This window comes from Bacillus sp. PAMC28571 (assembly GCF_014250435.1).
GTDB lineage: Bacteria > Bacillota > Bacilli > Bacillales > Bacillaceae > Bacillus > Bacillus safensis.
On record NZ_CP060191.1, the window covers coordinates 3,131,582 to 3,150,450 of the forward strand.

At 43.3% G+C, this 18,869-nt stretch carries 18 protein-coding genes; 4 read left to right on the plus strand and 14 right to left on the minus strand.

Annotated elements, in window-relative coordinates:
• Window positions 1-222: 222 nt before the first annotated feature.
• The 3 genes from H7F25_RS15885 to cls form a co-directional block, all read right to left on the minus strand.
• Window positions 223-1,221: a S66 family peptidase gene (locus tag H7F25_RS15885; RefSeq protein ID WP_044330951.1), complete on the minus strand. Its 999-nt coding sequence runs from the start codon at window positions 1,219-1,221 to the stop codon at window positions 223-225.
• Between the two features lie 201 nt (window positions 1,222-1,422).
• A complete protein-coding gene (locus H7F25_RS15890) occupies window positions 1,423-3,138 on the minus strand; it encodes an ABC transporter ATP-binding protein (RefSeq protein WP_185853911.1) in 1,716 nt (571 codons plus the stop codon).
• Between the two features lie 105 nt (window positions 3,139-3,243).
• Window positions 3,244-4,761, minus strand: coding sequence for a cardiolipin synthase (cls, locus tag H7F25_RS15895; RefSeq protein ID WP_373393823.1), 1,518 nt, complete (start codon window positions 4,759-4,761; stop codon window positions 3,244-3,246).
• Between the two features lie 137 nt (window positions 4,762-4,898).
• Between cls and H7F25_RS15900 the strand changes: the two genes are divergently transcribed.
• The gene (locus H7F25_RS15900) at window positions 4,899-5,870 is read left to right on the plus strand and encodes a S66 family peptidase (RefSeq protein ID WP_185853912.1); all 972 of its coding nucleotides are present in this window, start codon (window positions 4,899-4,901) and stop codon (window positions 5,868-5,870) included.
• 295 nt (window positions 5,871-6,165) lie between these two features.
• Here the strand turns inward: H7F25_RS15900 and argS are convergent, their stop codons facing one another.
• The 5 genes from argS to speE form a co-directional block, all read right to left on the minus strand.
• On the minus strand, window positions 6,166-7,839 hold the full coding sequence (gene argS / locus H7F25_RS15905) for an arginine--tRNA ligase (protein ID WP_024423765.1): 1,674 nt from the start codon (window positions 7,837-7,839) through the stop codon (window positions 6,166-6,168).
• Window positions 7,836-8,258 carry a YwiB family protein gene (locus H7F25_RS15910; RefSeq protein ID WP_003215400.1) on the minus strand — a complete coding sequence of 141 codons (423 nt, stop codon included), beginning with the start codon at window positions 8,256-8,258 and terminating at the stop codon, window positions 7,836-7,838. The genes argS and H7F25_RS15910 overlap by 4 nt, the downstream gene beginning before the upstream one ends.
• A gap of 124 nt (window positions 8,259-8,382) precedes the next feature.
• Window positions 8,383-8,727, minus strand: a complete 345-nt coding sequence (locus H7F25_RS15915; RefSeq protein ID WP_025093864.1) for a hypothetical protein — start codon at window positions 8,725-8,727, stop codon at window positions 8,383-8,385.
• 79 nt (window positions 8,728-8,806) lie between these two features.
• On the minus strand, window positions 8,807-9,679 hold the full coding sequence (speB, locus tag H7F25_RS15920; protein WP_024423766.1) for an agmatinase: 873 nt from the start codon (window positions 9,677-9,679) through the stop codon (window positions 8,807-8,809).
• A gap of 69 nt (window positions 9,680-9,748) precedes the next feature.
• On the minus strand, window positions 9,749-10,579 hold the full coding sequence (gene speE / locus H7F25_RS15925; protein ID WP_024423767.1) for a spermidine synthase: 831 nt from the start codon (window positions 10,577-10,579) through the stop codon (window positions 9,749-9,751).
• A gap of 224 nt (window positions 10,580-10,803) precedes the next feature.
• Between speE and H7F25_RS15930 the strand changes: the two genes are divergently transcribed.
• Window positions 10,804-12,873 (plus strand): transglycosylase domain-containing protein, encoded by a 2,070-nt coding sequence (locus tag H7F25_RS15930; protein ID WP_024423768.1) that lies wholly within the window; start codon window positions 10,804-10,806, stop codon window positions 12,871-12,873.
• Between the two features lie 124 nt (window positions 12,874-12,997).
• On the opposite strand, the gene H7F25_RS15935 is transcribed toward H7F25_RS15930, so the two are convergent.
• Together H7F25_RS15935 and H7F25_RS15940 are read right to left on the minus strand one after the other, a co-directional pair.
• Window positions 12,998-13,516 carry a YwhD family protein gene (locus tag H7F25_RS15935; protein WP_024423769.1) on the minus strand — a complete coding sequence of 173 codons (519 nt, stop codon included), beginning with the start codon at window positions 13,514-13,516 and terminating at the stop codon, window positions 12,998-13,000.
• A gap of 12 nt (window positions 13,517-13,528) precedes the next feature.
• Window positions 13,529-14,185, minus strand: coding sequence for a site-2 protease family protein (locus tag H7F25_RS15940; RefSeq protein ID WP_024423770.1), 657 nt, complete (start codon window positions 14,183-14,185; stop codon window positions 13,529-13,531).
• Window positions 14,186-14,298: 113 nt separating this feature from the next.
• Between H7F25_RS15940 and H7F25_RS15945 the strand changes: the two genes are divergently transcribed.
• Window positions 14,299-14,484, plus strand: a complete 186-nt coding sequence (locus H7F25_RS15945; protein WP_012011601.1) for a 2-hydroxymuconate tautomerase — start codon at window positions 14,299-14,301, stop codon at window positions 14,482-14,484.
• A 53-nt stretch (window positions 14,485-14,537) separates the two neighbouring features.
• Here the strand turns inward: H7F25_RS15945 and H7F25_RS15950 are convergent, their stop codons facing one another.
• From H7F25_RS15950 to H7F25_RS15965, 4 genes are all read right to left on the minus strand, one after another.
• Window positions 14,538-15,350: a zinc-dependent metalloprotease gene (locus H7F25_RS15950; protein ID WP_044330968.1), complete on the minus strand. Its 813-nt coding sequence runs from the start codon at window positions 15,348-15,350 to the stop codon at window positions 14,538-14,540.
• 224 nt (window positions 15,351-15,574) lie between these two features.
• Window positions 15,575-16,075: a YwgA family protein gene (locus H7F25_RS15955; RefSeq protein ID WP_024426378.1), complete on the minus strand. Its 501-nt coding sequence runs from the start codon at window positions 16,073-16,075 to the stop codon at window positions 15,575-15,577.
• Between the two features lie 30 nt (window positions 16,076-16,105).
• On the minus strand, window positions 16,106-17,407 hold the full coding sequence (locus H7F25_RS15960) for an HD domain-containing protein (protein WP_007497716.1): 1,302 nt from the start codon (window positions 17,405-17,407) through the stop codon (window positions 16,106-16,108).
• Between the two features lie 170 nt (window positions 17,408-17,577).
• Window positions 17,578-17,799, minus strand: a complete 222-nt coding sequence (locus tag H7F25_RS15965; RefSeq protein WP_003215259.1) for a YuzB family protein — start codon at window positions 17,797-17,799, stop codon at window positions 17,578-17,580.
• Window positions 17,800-18,041: 242 nt separating this feature from the next.
• On the opposite strand from H7F25_RS15965, the gene H7F25_RS15970 reads away from it, so the two are divergent.
• Window positions 18,042-18,851, plus strand: coding sequence for an RsfA family transcriptional regulator (locus H7F25_RS15970; protein WP_025093853.1), 810 nt, complete (start codon window positions 18,042-18,044; stop codon window positions 18,849-18,851).
• Window positions 18,852-18,869 lie beyond the last annotated feature (18 nt).

Consider the following 18,869-nt stretch of genomic DNA (forward strand, 5'->3'; position numbering starts at 1 on the left):
CAGCAGCGGGCTGCTCTTTCAGATTGGTTGACAAAGGGCTAAAATGATGTTGATTTTAGCTCTTTGTCTTCTTTTCAGCGTGATAGAAAACCTTTGCAGCCTAGGAAGGACGAGTACCGGCGCGGAGCGAATTTGACATTCGTGAGTACCGGCACGCAGACCTGACACCGAATGCGCGGGTTTGTCTACATGCTGGGAGAGCAGCCTCGGGCTGCTCTTTTGCTATATCCACTCTTTTGTTAACCAAACTTGTTTGGAGGATGCATCCATTTTCACTTGTGCCCCGATTGGCATCGTAAGCATCGGGTGCGTATGGGCACAGTCAAAGTCAGCGATGAGCGGTCTTTTTGTCTCCCCGAGCACCTCAAGTAAAATCTCGTAAGGTTCTTTGCCCGTCCCTTCGTCATCAAACAGCTCATGTTTTCCTAAGAGAATCCCAGATACCCGTTCAAACACTCCATTTACTTTCAATAAAGAGAAGTTCTTTTCTACAACTGACGCGGTTTTCATACAATCTTCAATGAGAAGGATGTCTCCGTTTTGGATGGCTGGCATGAACTCACTTCCCCATATGCCGTACATCGCATTCAAGTTCCCGCCGATCAATCTGCCTTCTGCCTGTCCTTCTATGACGCACAGCCAATCATTCGGACGCTGCTTTTTGTCACGCGTCTTTTCTTCCCAATTGATTCGTTCATCTGTCCAAAAAGGCGGTTTTTCAATCTGATAAGGAATGGTTTGATGGGACATCAGGATGTCCTCAAACGACTGATATGTATAAGTGACAAACGGTTCAAACTCGCCAAAAGAAGGAACAAGCGCCGGCCCATAGAAAACAGGCAGTCCCGTTTTTTCGTACGCCGCTAAAAGAATCGCTGTCGCATCTGAATAACCGATCATGATTTTCGGATGTTGTTTCAGCAGGTCAAAATCAAGATAAGGCAGCAAACTATTTGAATTCGTCCCGCCAATCATTGACATGATGCACGACAAGTCCCTTTTAGCCATCAGCTCATTCAGCTCATCTGCTCGTTCTTGAATTGTACCTGAACGGTAGTGATCCTTTTTCCCTGTTAATGATCCTGGTACCACAATGAATCCTTTTTGCTCAAGCCACTTCTTCGCCCGCTCATACCTAAGAGGCGAGGTCGCTGATGCAGGACTAGAAGGTGAAAAAATACCGATCTTATCGCCCTTTTGTAATCGCCGAAGCCCCTTCATTCCATCAGATCCTTCCTACAAACGTTTTTTCTATCCTAACAAAAAAAGCCCTTTATCAAAAGGGCTCAGATTGTTTTTCATTCAGCGTGATAGAAAACCTTTGCAGCCCTAGGAAGGACGAGTACCGGAGCGGAGCGAATTGACATTCGTGAGCACCGGCACGCAGAACTGCGGGCGAATGCGAGGCTGTCTACGCGCTGATCAATGACCAAACTGCGCTTCATGCAGTCTGCTGTATACGCCGCCCATTTGAATGAGATCTTGGTGGCGGCCTTGTTCTTGGATGCCTTCCTCTGTCACGACGATGATACGGTCGGCGTGTTTAATTGTTGCCAAGCGGTGGGCAATGACGAGTGTTGTCCTGCCGACAGCCAGTTCGCTTAGTGCATCTTGTATGGCTTTTTCTGTTTCTGTATCAAGTGCTGATGTGGCTTCATCTAAAATAAGAATCGAAGGATTTTTTAGGAACATCCGCGCAATTGACAAGCGCTGCTTTTGACCGCCTGACAATTTGACGCCGCGCTCGCCTATCACCGTATTTAATCCTTCTGGGAAACGCTGAACGAGTTCCTCTAAATGCGCACGACGTACAGCCTCCCAAATCTCTGCATCGCTGGCTTCTAGGTTGCCGTACGCGATGTTTTCTCGAATGGTGCCTGAGAATAAAAAGACATCCTGCTGCACAATGCCGATCTGCTGTCTTAAAGAAGACAGGGTCATCGATTTTGTACTCACACCATCAATCGTAATCTCCCCTTTATCCACATCATAAAAACGTGGCAGCAAACTGCAAATCGTCGATTTCCCGGCTCCTGAGGGACCGACAAACGCAACAGTTTCTCCTTGTTTGATCTTCAAATCGATATCCTTTAACACATGGCTGTGCTCATTGTAGCCAAATGTCACGTTTCGATATTCAATTTCACCTTTTAGTCCGAATACATCACGAGCTCCCTCTGTATCCTTCACATCTGGCTCTGTTTCAAGTAAATCGACATAGCTTTTAAAGCCCGCAATTCCTTTCGGATACATTTCAATCACTGTGTTGATCTTATCAATCGGTCGGAATAAGACGTTTGTAATGAGAACAAACGCGATAAATCCACCTGCCGTTAATTGACCCTGCAGAACAAACCATGTCCCTGCCAGAAGGACAAACAGTGTCACAAGACGGGTGAGAATGTAACTGATTGAGCCGTTGACCGACATGATTTTATATGAAAGAAGCTTCGCTTTCCGAAAGCGGTTGTTGTTTTCAGCAAAACGCTTTTTCTCGAAATGTTCGTTGGCAAAGGCTTGCACAAGACGAATGCCGCCAATATTGTTTTCAACCCTTGCATGAAAGTCTCCAATGTCATTGTTCAGCTGTGTAATCGCCTGCGTCATCTTCTTATTAAAATGAAGAGCGAGCCAGATGATGACTGGCATGATCAAGAAGGTTAAAATAGCCAGCTGCCAGTTAATCATCAGCATGACAGCAAAGGCGCCAAGAATCGTCATAATTGCAATAAACAAATCCTCAGGTCCGTGATGAGCCACCTCACCAATGTACATGAGGTCATTTGTCATTCGAGACATAAGCTTACCCGTTTTGTTGTTGTCAAAGAACTTAAATGAGAGACGCTGAAAATGATCAAACAGCTTCTTCCTCATATCTGTTTCAATATTGATACCTAACATGTGCCCCCAGTACGACACAATAAACTGCATAACCGAGCTGAGTGCATAAATGATAAACAGAGCAAGTGCGGTCCATGCAATGACCTTCCAATTCCCTGTTGGTAATAATGTATCAATGAAGTAGTTCACAATCAGCGGGAAACCAAGTTCCATCAATCCAACTGCGACAGCGCAAAAGAAATCTAAAAAGAACAGACCGCGATAGGGCCTGTAATAGGCGAAAAAGCGTTTTAGCATATGTAAAAGAACCTCATTTCCTCTATAATTGATAATCATTTTCAATTATAGAGGAATCCTCTTCAAAATACTAGATCAGGAAATGATTTCTTTGACTGGAAATCCTCATAATACGCCAGAAAACAACCGGGCAAATGATTCCTTCAACCGCTCTTTTAAGCCTCTTTTATAAAAATGTACAGGACCCATTTGCTCACATTCCTTCATATCTTCCTCATAGTGGGCCATCAATTGCTCAATTGGCTTTTTCGCAGCTGTAAAGACATTGACCTCAAAATTGAGCTGAAAGCTTCTCATATCGACATTCGCGGTGCCGACAGATGCGAGTTCTCCATCTGAGATCATCACCTTTTGATGCATAAACCCTTTTTGATAGTGATACACCTTGATGCCCTCTTTTAGAAGCTCAGAAAAATAGGATCGTGTGGCATATTGCGTGAGAAAGCCGTCATTGATCTCCGGTACCATCACCCGGACATCCACCCCTCTTGTGGCAGCGATTTTGAGCGCAGTGCGAATCGATTCGTTTGGTACAAAGTAAGGTGTGGCAATCCAGACAAATTGTTTCGCATTAGAAATGAGGGCATCATATAAATCACTCATACTTTCTTTCATATCAGGTCCAGTTGGTACAACCTGAATGACATCCTCGCCTGTCACAGAATGCGGCGTATGATACTTCGGATCATCAATTAACACTTCATCTGATACATACTCCCAGTCCAGCATAAAAACGGAGTGAAGGGTCTGAACAGCCTCACCCTTTAACATGGCATGTGTATCACGCCAAAAGCCGATCTTTTCATCCCGTCCTACGTATTCCTTGCCGACATTTAACCCGCCGACAAACCCTGTCTCTCCATCAATAATGACGATTTTTCGGTGATTTCGAAAATTGAATTTTTGATTAAAGAATCCATATTTTAAAGGTAGAAAAGGAGCGACCTTAACCCCTGCCTGCTTCAAGCGTTTAATATCTTTTCGCGAGAAGCGGATGCTGCCAGCCGCATCATATATGAAACGGACCTCTACCCCTTCTTTCACTTTTTCAATCAAAATCTCCATCATCCGGTGGCCGAGGAAATCGGATTTGAACATGTAATATTCAATATGAATGAACGATTTTGCCTTTTTTAACTCTTCAAAAATTCTGGGGAACGTCTCCTCCCCATTCTTTAAAATCTCCATATCACTATTTGTGTTCACATGCATACCTGTTGCTTTTTCTGTGTAATGAAAAAAAGCACGCTGATTATCGGTTAAACTTGACTCATTCGGCTTACTCTCAAGCTCAGAGATTCTGCGTAATTTCTCGCGGTTATACATTCTCTTTGATTTGAATAAATGACCCTTTACATAGAGCTGCCCTGAGAACAGATAGAACATATAGCCAATGATCGGGAAAAAAATGAGCACATATATCCATAACAACGTGTGCTGTGATGTACGGTTCTCCAGCATGAGTGAGATGATACTAAATAAAATAATGGCGATATAAATCGCTGCGTACAGCTGAACGCTCCACGCCGGCACAGTCCACCAATACACCACATATGCCCCGAATATCATAAAATATAAAAATAAAAATTCCAGTCTTCTCTTTTTCACATTCTCCGCCCTCATTCTGTCTTTTTCTCTTCCATACCCTTTGCACAGCTTGTATGAAACGCACGACCCAATCCTTTCTCCTAGCCTTTACAGACTTTCGCTATTTGATCCGATATAATAAAGAAATATGTGATGGAAAGGAAGATCTGTTTATGCATACCCCCTCACCTCTTAAAAAAGGGAGCCATATACGTGTCATTGCCCCAAGCCGAAGTGCAAGCATTTTATCAAAAGAAGGAATTGCTCAAGCGAAAAAACGTTTAGAGTCTTTAGGCTTCACTGTCTCTTTTGGACAGCACGTGTTTGAATGTGACCTTCATTCCTCATCATCTATTGAACACCGCTTGTCTGATCTCCATGAGGCGTTCAAAGATGATGAGGTTGATGGTATTTTGACAGCCATCGGAGGCTTTAACTGCAATGAACTTTTGCCTTATATTGACTACGACCTGATCCGTCAGCATCCTAAAGTCCTTTGCGGCTATAGTGATATCACTGCACTTGCAAACGCCATTACAGCGAAATGTGATATGGTGACATATTCTGGCCCCCATTTCTCAAGCTTTCAAATGGAACAGGGACAGGAGGAGCAGACCGCTATGTTTCAAGCTTGCTTGATGAACGGCGGCGAACCGTTTGATGTGATTCCTTCTACAAAATGGAGTGATGACGCGTGGTATTTAGATCAAGCGAACAGGCAGTTTCATCCGACGAAATGGAACATATATCAGGAAGGAACAGCTGAAGGCACCTTGTTTGGCGGAAACCTTTGTACACTGAACTTACTACAAGGGACATCGTTTATGCCGAATGTAAAGGATGCGATCTTATTTGTGGAGGATGATGAGTTGGTGTTCCCTGAAATGTTCGCCAGAGACCTTATTTCGCTCTTGCAGCATGCACAATCAATCAAAGGGTTGATCATCGGGCGCTTTCAGAAGAAATCCAACATGACAGAGGAGCACTTAAGATTCATCCTAGATAAGCACCCAATGCTCAAACACATCCCAGTGATTTACGACGTCGATATCGGACATACACAGCCAGTCTTCACCTTCCCGATTGGTGGAAACGTTCAGCTAGCGTGTACAAATGGAGACGTGAAGCTGCGCATTCATTCATAACTTAAGGCCAAAAAGCACCCGAATAGGCGGTGCTTTTTTCTATGCCATTATCTTTTTTAAAATTTTTTTAGAAAAAGTGATCCAACCCTTCATTCCCTTCGTTAAGTAGATGTAAAAAGAAAAGAGAGGAGGCAAAAATATGTTCTCTGATGTACTTAGCCAATTATTTGATTCTATTTCTAACATAATTAATACGCTTGGATAATTTTCAAAACCCCGCTATCTCTTGAGGATAGCGGGGTTTTATACGAAAAAGCCCCACTCATTCAATAGAGTGGGGCTTTCTTTCATTTCATTACATCTTCTCCGGTGCCGATACACCAATTAGTTTTAATGCATTCGCAAGCGTGATTTGTGTTGCTTTCATGAGTGAAAGACGTGCTGTTGTTTTTGTTTCGTTTTCTGCGTCAATGACCTTCTCGGCATTGTAGAAGCTGTGAAGGGCTGATGCAAGGTCATAAATATAGTTCGTCACGCGGTGCGGAATACGCTTTTCAGCTGCTTCTGCTACAACTTCTGGGAAGCTGCCAATGATTTTCAGAAGATCGTATTCTTTTTCCGATTGAATGTGAGAGAAATCGGCTTTTTCAAGGTTCGGTTCATAGCCTTTTTCTTCACCTTGACGCAGCATGCTGCAAATTCTCGCATGTGCATATTGTGCATAGTACACAGGGTTTTCGTTAGACGTAGAAATCGCTAAATCTAGGTCAAAGTCCATATGTGTCGCCGCACTTCTCATCGCAAAGAAATAACGAGTCGCATCTAAGCCGACTTCTTCAATCAGATCACGCATTGTGACGGCTTTTCCTGTACGCTTACTCATCTTCATCTTTTCGCCGTTTTTGTAAAGATGCACAAGCTGAATGATTTCTACTTCAAGCTTGTCAGCTGGATATCCAAGTGCTTGGATCGCCGCTTTCATCCGAGGAATATAGCCGTGATGATCCGCTCCCCAAATGTTAATGAGCTGGTCAAAGCCTCTGTCCAATTTGTCTTTATGATATGCGATGTCTGGAAGCAGGTAAGTGAAGCTGCCGTCTTTTTTAATCAGTACACGGTCCTTATCATCGCCAAAATCAGTTGAACGGAGCCATGTTGCGCCGTCTTCTTCAAAGACATAGCCTTTTTCACGAAGTGTTTCCAGCGCTGGTTCGATTTTTCCGTTTTCATATAAAGAAGTTTCTGAATACCATACATCAAATGGCACACGGAAATTCTCAAGGTCTACACGTAATTTTTCTAATTCGTATTTCAAGCCGTATTCACGGAAGAACTTCATCCGCTCTTCTTCCGGCTCATGCACGAAACGGTCACCAAATTCATCCGCAAGCTTTTGTCCGATGCCTTTGATGTCTTCTCCTCTGTAGCCGTCTTCAGGCATTTCTTTTTCAAGACCGAGTGCCTCAAAATAACGTACTTCTACAGATAAAGCGAGGTTATTGATTTGATTTCCTGCATCGTTGATATAGTATTCACGGCTCACATCGAACCCTGCTTTATCAAGGATGTTGCAAAGGGAATCTCCTACAGCTGCACCGCGGGCATGTCCAAGGTGAAGGTCACCTGTTGGGTTGGCTGAGACGAATTCGACTTGCACCTTTTGACCGCCGCCTGTATTCGTTTCGCCATAAGCTTCTTTTGCCTCAAGAACAGCTGGAATGAGCTTTGTTAAATACTGATTGTTCATATAAAAGTTAATGAATCCTGGACCTGCGATATCCAGTTTTTCAATGGAAGCTTTCCCTTTATCAAACGCATTGACGATGTCCTCTGCGATTTGACGAGGTGCTTTTTTCGCAATGCGGGCAAGCTGCATCGCCATGTTGGTAGAGTAATCTCCGTGAGTTTTGTCTTTCGGCACTTCTAAAAAGACATCTGGCACCTGGCTTTCATCGGCAAGTCCTGCTTTGACGACTGCCGCTATGATTTCTTCTTTTAACGCATCTTTGACCTGTTCTGCGATATTCATGAACGTAAATCCTCCTTATACGAAATCGATAATGTATGTAAATGCTTTTGATCTTCTCCTGTCAGCATATCGTACGTAATGTGCAGCAACCCCTTGTCCACATCGAGATCAATACCATGTGTGTGCACATCTAGCTGAAGTGTACCGAATGGCATCGTGTAATGTGTGACGGTCGTTTCTCCAATAAGAAAGCGCTGCTTCATTTGAATAGCCCCTGATCTCATCACAAAAATTTCTTTTTCACTCATTTTCACAACGGTTTTTACTTGACCCATTTCATGTTCTTCATGGTAAGTGAGATACGTTTTGTCATTCTTCTCTTGGTACGTTCCAGTCGTGCGGAATTCGATCGTTTCAGCCGGCTCCGTCTCTGGTTTCATCACTGACTTTACATGAATTGAAATTTGGTTTTGTGTCATTTTGCACTTCCTTTGCTAAGACCCGTTTAACTAAAATAGTATACCATAATCATGATCGCCTATCATACCATCATTTCTCTTCTTCACGACGATTAAACTTCGTTTTTCATCTTCAGCCATCCCTTTAGAAAAAAAGAAAAATACAACTGACCACTACGACAAGTCCAGCCTTTACACCTAAGTCTTTTCTTTTCATTAAGTAAAAAAGAGCCTGTATGCCTGAACTTGCCAAAAATGCCTGAAAAAAATCAAATGGTGCGATTTGATCCTTTTTAAATAACTGCATGAATAACGCAATGGCTGTCAGATAGAAAAAGCCTCGATCGTGAAACAGCCCCAGCATCTCTTCCTTTGCTTCCTTCTTTGAAGCAAAAACAGGCGGATCAGCTGCGAGCTCTCGTTTCAATGTGAGAAAGCCTGCCCCTAACACACATAAAGCGAGGAACACCATCAATATTGACGAAAACATGAGCTCCCTCCTTTATTTTTTGACCAATGTAAAAAAAAGAGCTTGTCCACATGAGATGACAAGCTCCTCTATCAACTGATTATTTCACAAATCCAAGCAGCATTTCGCGTAAAAGCTTACTCGCTGTATTCGCTGTTTGGTCAGAGTGATCATATACAGGTGCTACCTCGACTAGGTCTGCCCCAACGACTTGGACGTCAGATCCTGCAATCGCATGAATGGATGCAAGCAGCTCTTTTGATGTAATACCGCCAGCATCTACCGTTCCTGTACCAGGTGCATGAGCTGGGTCAAGTACATCAATATCGATCGTCACATATACTGGACGCCCTTTTAGCTTTGGCAATACTTGCTTCAATGGCTCCAGCACTTCAAATTTAGAAATGTGCATACCCGCTTCTTTTGCCCATTCAAATTCTTCTTTCATCCCAGAACGGATGCCGAAAGAGAATACATTTTCAGGTCCAATCAGTCCTGCAACTTTACGAATCGGTGTTGAATGTGAAAGCGGCTCACCCTCATATTCCTCACGAAGATCCGTATGTGCGTCCATATGGATGATGGCCAAATCAGGGTATTTCTTATACATCGCACGGAAAACCGGCCAAGACACAAGATGCTCGCCGCCCATTCCTAATGGAAACTTCCCTTTTTCTAAAATGCTGTCGACATACTCTTCAATTAAATCTAAGCTTTTTTGTGCATTCCCAAAAGGAAGTGGGATGTCACCCGCATCGAAGAATGGCACCTCATGCAGTTCACGATCTAAATAAGGGCTGTATTCCTCTAAACCGATCGATACTTCACGAATGCGGTTCGGACCGAAACGTGAACCTGGGCGGTAGCTGACTGTCCAGTCCATCGGCATGCCGTATAAAATGACCTTTGCATCTTCCCATGTCGGATGACTTCCAATAAACACTTTTCCTGAATAAGCCTCGTCGAATCTCATGCAAGATTCCTCCTTTTACGCTTCAAAAAATGCGCAAACCGTCATTTGCGCATGTCCATTTCGCTTGATTTATTTGATTAAGTCGCTCACAAATTTCGGCAGAACGAATGCCGCTTTGTGCAATTCTTTTGTGTAATATTTCGTCTCAATATCAAAGAAACGGCTGTCTTCTACAGCAAGTGGATCATATTTTTTTGAACCGATGGTGAATGTCCAAAGACCGCTTGGATACGTTGGAATATTCGCTGTGTAAAGCTTCGTAATAGGGAAAATTTCTTTTACATCACGCTGTACATTTGTAATCAGCTCAGGTGTGAACCAAGGGTTGTCCGTTTGTGCAACGAAAATACCGTCTTCTTTGAGTGCTTTTGCGATTCCTGCGTAAAATCCTTTAGAGAACAGGTTCACAGCTGGTCCAACTGGCTCAGTAGAGTCAACCATGATCACATCATACTCGTTGTCAGCTTCAGCAATGTGCATAAAACCGTCTCCTACTTTCACATCTACACGAGGATCGTCTAGTTTCCCAGCAATAGAAGGAAGGAATTTCTTCGAGTATTCGATGACCTTTCCGTCAATATCAACAAGTGTCGCTTTTTTCACACTTGGGTGTTTGAGGATCTCACGAATGACACCGCCATCTCCTCCACCTACGACAAGAACATTTTCCGGTTTTGGATGAGTGAAAAGAGGAACATGTGCCACCATTTCGTGGTATACAAACTCATCTTTCTCAGATGTCATCACCATGCCGTCTAAAAACAGCATATTGCCAAACTCTTCTGTTTCCACCATTTCTAAATGCTGAAAGTCTGTTTGTTCTGTGTGAAGGGTTTTGTTCACCTTCAATGTAATACCAAAATTCTTCGTTTGCTTCTCTGTATACCAAAGTTCGCTCATTGTTCATCTTCCTCTCATCCAATAATAAACAAACATCTATTGTTAGCGCCTTTTATCGGCTTTGACTATATCGATTGTCCAAGAAAAAAGTATAGTGGATTCATATCAAATTGTAAAGAACCGCATGAGTTCTCTTCATTTTTTAAAGCGCTCCTGCAATCGCTTGTTTAAAACGGTTTTCTTTGTTCCATACTGATAAAAAACCGTCAAAATGGGGGCTTTGCATGGACACAATCATGAGTAATAAAAAAATCCGCATGACCGTGAAAACGATTCGAGCCTGTTTTTTTATCGGCTTGCTCGCTTTTCTATTTGCAGGTACCGTCTTTTTGACGATTCTATTGATAGCTAAATGGCAAGGTGCCCCTTCTGTTCAAGTTCCCCAATCCACGACCATTTATGCAGCCGATGGCTCAAAGCTTGGAGAATCCAGCTTTGGAGAAAAGAGATATTGGGTGCCATTAAAGGAGATGTCTCCTCATATCAGACAGGCAGTTGTCGCTGTTGAAGATAAAACCTTTTATGAGCATCATGGCTTTGATGTGAAACGGATGGCAGGTGCTGCGGTGGCCGATATTCGTGCCATGGCTAAGGTGCAAGGTGCCAGCACGATCACCCAGCAATATGCACGAAATCTGTATTTAGATCATGATAAAACGTGGAAGCGGAAGTGGAATGAAGCCTTTTACACGATTCGTTTAGAACAAAACTATACAAAAAATGAGATTTTAGAAGGATACTTGAACACCATTTATTATGGTCACGGAGCGTACGGTGTGGAAGCAGCGTCCCGTCTGTATTTCGGGAAAAAAGCAAAGAACTTAACCCTCGCTGAATCTGCCCTGCTTGCCGGTATCCCAAAGGGGCCTTCTCTCTATTCCCCTTATGTGAATGAGGAGAAAGCCGGCGCAAGAAAGAATATGATTTTGAGACAAATGCACGAGGATGGCATGATTACGAAAAAAGCAGCCGATGACGCTGCGAAAGAAAAGCTGTCCTATCGCCCTTTGCAAAAGAAGCAGCTGCAAGCAAAGCAAGCCCCGTATTTTTATGACGATGTGATTCGAGAGTTGAAACAAAGTTTGGGGTTAACTGAGGAACAGATTGAAACCTATGGGCTTCATATCCAAACGACTCTCAATCCAGAATTACAGAAAATCGCAGAAAAGACGTTAAAAAATACGATGAATTCCAAATCAGAAATCCAAATCGGCTTTGCCGCCATCCATCCTCAAACAGGGCATGTACTTGCCCTCATAGGCGGGAGGGATTATGAGAAAAGTCCATTCAATCGGGTGACACAAGCAAAAAGGCAGCCCGGTTCAACCATGAAACCCCTTCTTTATTACATTGCCTTGCAAAACGGGTTTACACCCGCAACCGTCATGCGCAGTGAGGAAACGGTGTTTGAATTAGATGATCAAGGCAGCGATGCCGCTTATTCACCAAGCAATTATCACGGCTATTACGCCAATGACGGCATTACAATGCTTCAAGCTTTAGCACTGTCTGATAATATTTACGCTGTAAAGACCCATCTATTTTTAGGAATGGAACAGCTTGTACGTGCTGGCAAGACATTTGGAATCAAGGAGAAACTAGATCAAGTACCCTCTCTTGCCCTGGGCACGTCTCCTGTGAAACCCATTGAAATGACCAATGCTTACGCCATGCTGGTCAATGGCGGAAAACGCGTCAAACCAACCTTTATTACGAAAGTAACCGACGCAAAAGGTAATGTGCTTTTTGAAGAGAAACAAAAACGAGAACAAATCCTCGATGAAAAAGCAGCATTTGTCACCACCGACATGATGTCAGGCATGTTCAATGATCAATTAAACGGCTATACAAGTGTCACTGGCCGCACCATTATAAAGGACCTTACAAGAACATACGGAGGAAAGTCTGGGACTACAGGCGCCGACAGCTGGATGATCGGCTTCTCTCCCCAGCTCGTCACAGGTGTATGGACAGGCTATGATAAAGGCCGCACCATTGACTCAGTCGAAGAAACGGCCTATGCGAAAAAAATATGGGCTTCCTTTATGGAATCAGCTCTCTCGAAGCAGCCAGCCTCTTCCTTCATGCCGCCAGACGGTGTCAAAGGGGTATATATCAATCCAAAAACCGGCGACCTCGCAGGTCCAGGATGTGAATCAAAGGTATTCACCTATTTTATAGAAGGAACGGAGCCGACAGGTGTCTGCTATGGTGCTGAGGACAAAGCCTCTGAGCAGGAACCAGTTCAAGATCAAAAGCCAAAGAAATGGTGGGAAAAGTGGCTGAAACGTTAAAAAAGACATGAAAAACCCCGAGATCTGCATCTCGGGATTCTCCATGTCCTAGCTTTAACACCAGTTTACTCAAAAACCGGAGAGAATTGGTAGCCATCCGCCAATCTTCACAAAAATTTCACAATTATTCAGGGACAGCCAATCCTTCTTTTAATTCATCTGTTGATGCGTCCCATAGCGCTTGATTATGACCTTTTAAGAAATCAGCCAGCACCTTTTTGGAAACGTCATCCATATGACTAACGACAATTTTTCGCTTCATCGATTTATCCATTAAATTCACATGCTCTGGAAGTGACTTATACCCGCGGCGGATCGAACGGTCAACGGTCATTTCACAAGCCGTCACACCTGCATAATAAGGCCCTTCTTCTCTGCGGTCAATCGTCACCCATACAAGCCAATACGGTTTTCCGTTCGGCACCTCTTCTTTTGTTTTCAAAAATTTAATTCCTTTTTCGACGGCACTTCTTGCATGCATGGCACCAATATCAATGACAGCTTCCTTTTCCTCTACATCAATGATGACTGGCGAGATATTATCAAGGCTGAGTGCACCTGCCCCAAAGCCTCCATGTCCGTCGGTTGCATCTGTTTTTTTAATGATGTTAAAACCAATTGGTTTCTTCTTTTTACCTTCCATTTATTAAACCTCCTAAAGCAGCGGCTTCAAAATAAGATTAAACCAGTGTATGATTTGATCCCGCATTCCGATCAATGGACCAAACACAAACTGTCCCAGCGGTGTGATCACGAATATGAGAAAAATAATGATCCCATATTGTTCAAATTGCGTCATTTTCGCCCGGATACGGGGGCTGACGACGTCCTCAATAATCCGATACCCATCCAGCGGCGGAAGTGGTAATAAGTTAAATAGGAACAAGATGACGTTTAAGTTAATAAAGATTAAAAAGAAATTATCGACTCCCGGCTCAAAGCGCATGATCCACTCCCCGCCAAATTTCTGAAGAAGCACATACACAAAAAAGCCCAAAAACGCCAGCACTAAGTTACTTAATGGCCCAGCAATGGAGACACAAATCCCTGCTAAGCGCGGTTTTTTAAAATGGTAACGATTCACCGGTACAGGTCTCGCCCAGCCAAACCCGGCCACAAAGATCAAAATCGTTCCGAATACATCGAGATGCTTCAGTGGATTTAACGTCAGTCTCCCTTGATTCTTAGCCGTCGGGTCTCCGAATCGGTACGCAACATATGCATGCGCCAGCTCGTGCATCGTAAATGCAACAACAAGCGTAATGGCGACATATGGAATAAGTTCTAATGGATAAACAAGAAATTGGTTCAAAGGCATGAATCCCTCTTTCTTTCTATACAATGATTTACTTCATTCAGTATACTATAAGAAGTCCCTTAAACTAAAGGGAAGCGTAGCATTAAAGGAAAAAGGAGGTTTTCGCCATGCCGATTGTCACCGTTCAAATGCTTGAAGGAAGAACAGACGAGCAGAAAAGAGCTCTTGTGGAGAAAGTCACTGATGCCGTTGTAGAAACAACAGGCGCAGGGGCAGAAAAAGTCTCTGTTATTATTGAAGAAATGAAAAAAGAACACTATGCCGTAGCAGGAAAACGCATCAGCGACCTGTAAGCATAAAAAAAGGACAAGCACATGGGTGTTTGTCCTTTTGTCTCTTATTTTATTTATCTGTACCAAGCTTTATTACGATTCACTTGATTTTTATGAGCCGCATCAAAGAAATCGACTGTGTAGGAATAATCATAATTCATTAAGCAGACAATGCCGCTTCCTTGAGGGTCGTGCGGTAAGCCAAAGTTATGACCGTATTCATGCGTAGCCGCTTTTGCAGTGTTCGCTGTTCCTTGATCAAGGTTAACGGCGAATGCACTTCCGCTTGGTGCACTATTGTAGACATAAGCGATTCCGCCAGCATCAAAGTTTGGATTTGCTGTAAATCCAGTGACAAAGTCATATCCTCTGCCATCAAAGCTGCGCGCAAGGTTAGACAAAATTTGCTCTGCATTTGAACCCGAAGACGTCCATGATCCTACGGCTTGTACGACAAAGTCCACATCATGATCACGGTTAAACGTGACATCTGCTTGCTCGATGATGCTGACAATCCGTGTTTGCCAGTCACTATATTTCGCACGATACTGCGCATCAGCGACCGCATAGACAGTGACCTTCTGACTGCCTGTGCTTGCTTTTGTTGAAATTGAATCTCCTGTATTGGCCTTAAAGGTTCTTGAGCCTACCTGCTTACCAGACTCATCTAATACCTTTGTTGTCACATCTCGTTCAATTGGAGGTGCTGTCTTCAAATCTTTAAAATCTTTTGCTTTTGGCAACCCATCACTAATATGGGTTTCGAACGGCGCATGACCATGATCATGCCCATGACCTGCACTCGCTACTGGTGCTGAAGCTGAACTTACCCCCGGTAACAAACTACCTACCAATAAAAATGACAAAAAGACTGAACGCTTTTTCATTCCTATCCCTCCTTTGTTTTTCACAAGGTTATATATTCACTGAAAATTCACCATTTTCCTTCTATTCAGTCAAAAACAGGGAATTAGATGCACAGGAAGAAAGTCGAATTACGTCATTTTCACTAATTTTTCGGATATTTTGACACACATTTCATCGAAAAATAGCGCTTTTGGTCTGGGTCTTACAAAACAAAAAAAGCCCTAAAAGTCGGGCTTTTGTTCAACTAGTTCAATTCCTTCAACTGATCAATATAAGCAAGGGCCGCCTCAAATTCTTCGTCCGTATAGCGCTGCTTGCTTTTAATGGTGAAGACCTTTTCCTTCACCTCATCTTCTGGCAGGTTATCAAAATATAAAATCGTTGAGACAAGCTCTAGGAAACGGGATGATTGCTCGTTCATCTGCTGCGTCAGCGCTTTGAGGTCAGGCATGTCCACTTCACACTGATCGAGAAACTCTTTCCCATTGTCCGTCAGCGAATAGCGATATTGATAGTATCCGCCCTTTTTTTCCTTCATTTCGTCCAAGAATCCAAGGTTGCACAGCTCTTCAATTCTGAGCGTCAACTCCTCTGAATAGGGGCCATAAAAATGAAAATCGTATTTCTCGTAAAAAGGCAAATCTAGCTTCTTTGCTATGTAAATCATCTTTTGCAGCTTCTTCCGTCCAACGATTTCCCCTGATTCAGAGAATACCTTCATCAACTTTGCATGCTCTTTCAACAAATTCCCGACATCTCCTTTTTCAGTACTTCCTTATCCCAAACCAAGCAGCTTCATGATCGCCTTTTTTTCTTCAGCTTTTTCCGACATATCTACAATTAAGTCCATCGGGAAATAAAGTTTATGATCGGTTCTTCGTTTACCGGAAATGGCGTCAACAATATCTGACTGTCTCGACAGTTCTTTAATATGACCGCTTTGCGTCAAAAGGTGGATTGGCAGCCTCTCTTCTTCCTCCCCTGGTCTGTAGAAGTCATAGGGCAAGTCAGAAGAAGAGTCGACCACTAAATAGTAGTCAGGATCAATTCCTGCCTCCTTGAACAAGGCGGTCAGCTTGAAATATTTCGTCATTTCTTCATTTGGATTAAACTCTGTATATTGGAACAATCGGCGGTTCATAAAACGGCGGCACAAATCAGCCAGCACGTGATCTTCTTCATCTTCCCACGCCTGAAAATAAAATAAGACAATGGATTCATCCAGCTTAATATAGTCCTCTGTGGTGACATTCCCCTCAAAGATTGAATAAAAGTGAACGGGGGCATGTGTGAAAATATAACCCGTTTCATGCAGCTCTTTTGCACGGTGAAGAATTTTCGTTAAAATGACTTCCGCACTGCGTGTCACTGGGTGGAAATAGACTTGCCAGTACATTTGATAGCGGCTCATAATATAATCCTCAACCGCATGCATCCCGCTCTGCTTCATCACAATCTGATCTTCTCTCGGGCGCATCACACGTAAAATACGTTCCATATCAAAGTGGCCGTAGCTGACGCCTGTATAGTAGGCATCACGCTGCAAATAGTCCATTCGGTCGGCATCAATTTGACTTGAGATCAAACTGACCACCTGTTTGTTTTGATACGTTTTGGCAATGACTTCAGCCACATGCTTCGGGAAATCATCACTCACCCGGCGGAGCACTTCATTGACTTCCGTCTGCCCTAAAATAATATCTCTTGTAAACGATTCATGGTCTAAGTGGAAGACCTTTTCAAAGGAATGAGAAAATGGACCATGTCCGAGGTCATGAAGCAAGGCTGCACTAAGTACAAGCTCGCGCTCCCCTTCATCCCATTCAGGCCGCCCTTTAAACACATCATCCACAATTCGTCTCACAATCTCGTATACACCGAGTGAATGATTGAATCGGCTGTGTTCTGCACCATGAAACGTCAAATAAGTAGTTCCTAGCTGTTTAATTCGTCTCAGGCGCTGAAACTCTCTTGTTCCTATTAAATCCCATATTAATGCATCCCTTACGTGAACATAACGGTGCACAGGATCTTTAAATACCTTTTCCTCAGATAATTTCCCTTTTGGATACGCCATCGTTTCGTCCCTCTTTTTTTAAGACGTGTTTCTATTATATCGGGTAACTTTTCCCGAAAACATCCTTGAATTTGCTGGTGAATGTGTTCTCAAAGTTTGCACGGACGTAAAAAGCCCGACCTGACAGGGACGGACCTCTTTTTAGGTCGACTGAACACATTCAGTGACATTTATTTGACTTTTTTTTGAACCTTTTCAAGTAATTCATCTTCTGTTGGTGCGGATAATGGGCGATTGTTCACAAACGCAAAAGCCTTTTTTCGTCCTGGACCACAATAGGATTGACAGCCGATCTCAATTTTTGCATCAGGGTCAACCGATTTGAGTCGAGGCAATAACGTCTTTAGGTTCGTCGCATCACAATCGTCACATACGCGAAACTCATTAGCCATGGTCTTACGCTTCCTTTCAATGATGATACTTCATTCTATATGAAACAGTTGGACAGCCAATCGTGAATAATATACCACCCAACATTGTACATCGAAGCGGCTGGACTTGCAAGACGCTTTACCGCCCCAATCATCCGCTTACATAAAAGCTAGTATTTTCCACTATCCTTTTAGCAAACTTGTATAAACCTTCTTGAACTTGGCTAATCTAATACCATCAAATCTTATGGGGGTTTAAACACATGTCAAAACAAAGACAAGATGCTTGGTCAGAGGAAAATGATCTCCTCCTGGCAGAAACCGTCTTACGTCACGTCAGAGAGGGCAGCACGCAGCTAAATGCGTTTGAAGAAGTAGGAGACAAGCTGAACCGCACCTCAGCGGCATGCGGATTTAGATGGAACGCTGTCGTCAGACATCAATATGAAAAAGCGTTGGCACTTGCCAAAAAACAGCGAAAACAACGGATGCGCGCACTTGGCAATGGCCAGCCAGCGAAAAAACGATTACTTTATCAGCCGCAAGTAGAAGAAACGGTTACTCAAGAGGAATTCTCACAGGAACTGGAGCCAGCAAAGGAAGAAACATTTGCACCAGCAGCTGAAACGGCCGAACAGCTTCAGTTTGTGGATCAAAGCTACAATGAAGAGTTAGCTAGTTTATCACATTTATTGTCACAGGCTGCTCCTGCCCCAAATACGGCAGAGAAAAAGCCGGAAGCAAATCCATTTAGGCAGCATCAAGAATTAACCATGGACGATATCATTGATTTCTTACGCCGTTATGAAGGCGATGGTCAGCAATCCACTGCCTTACGTATGGAAAACAGCCGCTTAAAACGAGAAAACAATGAACTTTCTCATAAAGTCTCGCAGCTAGAAGCTGAAGTGAAGAAGCTTGAAAAGGATCAGCTCACCATTCAAGAAGATTATGAAACACTCGTGAAAATCATGAACCGTGCAAGAAAACTAGTTTTGTTTGAAGAGGACGATAGTGCCGCACCAACCTTTAAAATGGACCGGAACGGCAACCTCGAAAAAATGGCAGAATAACAAAAAGTGCTCCCCGCC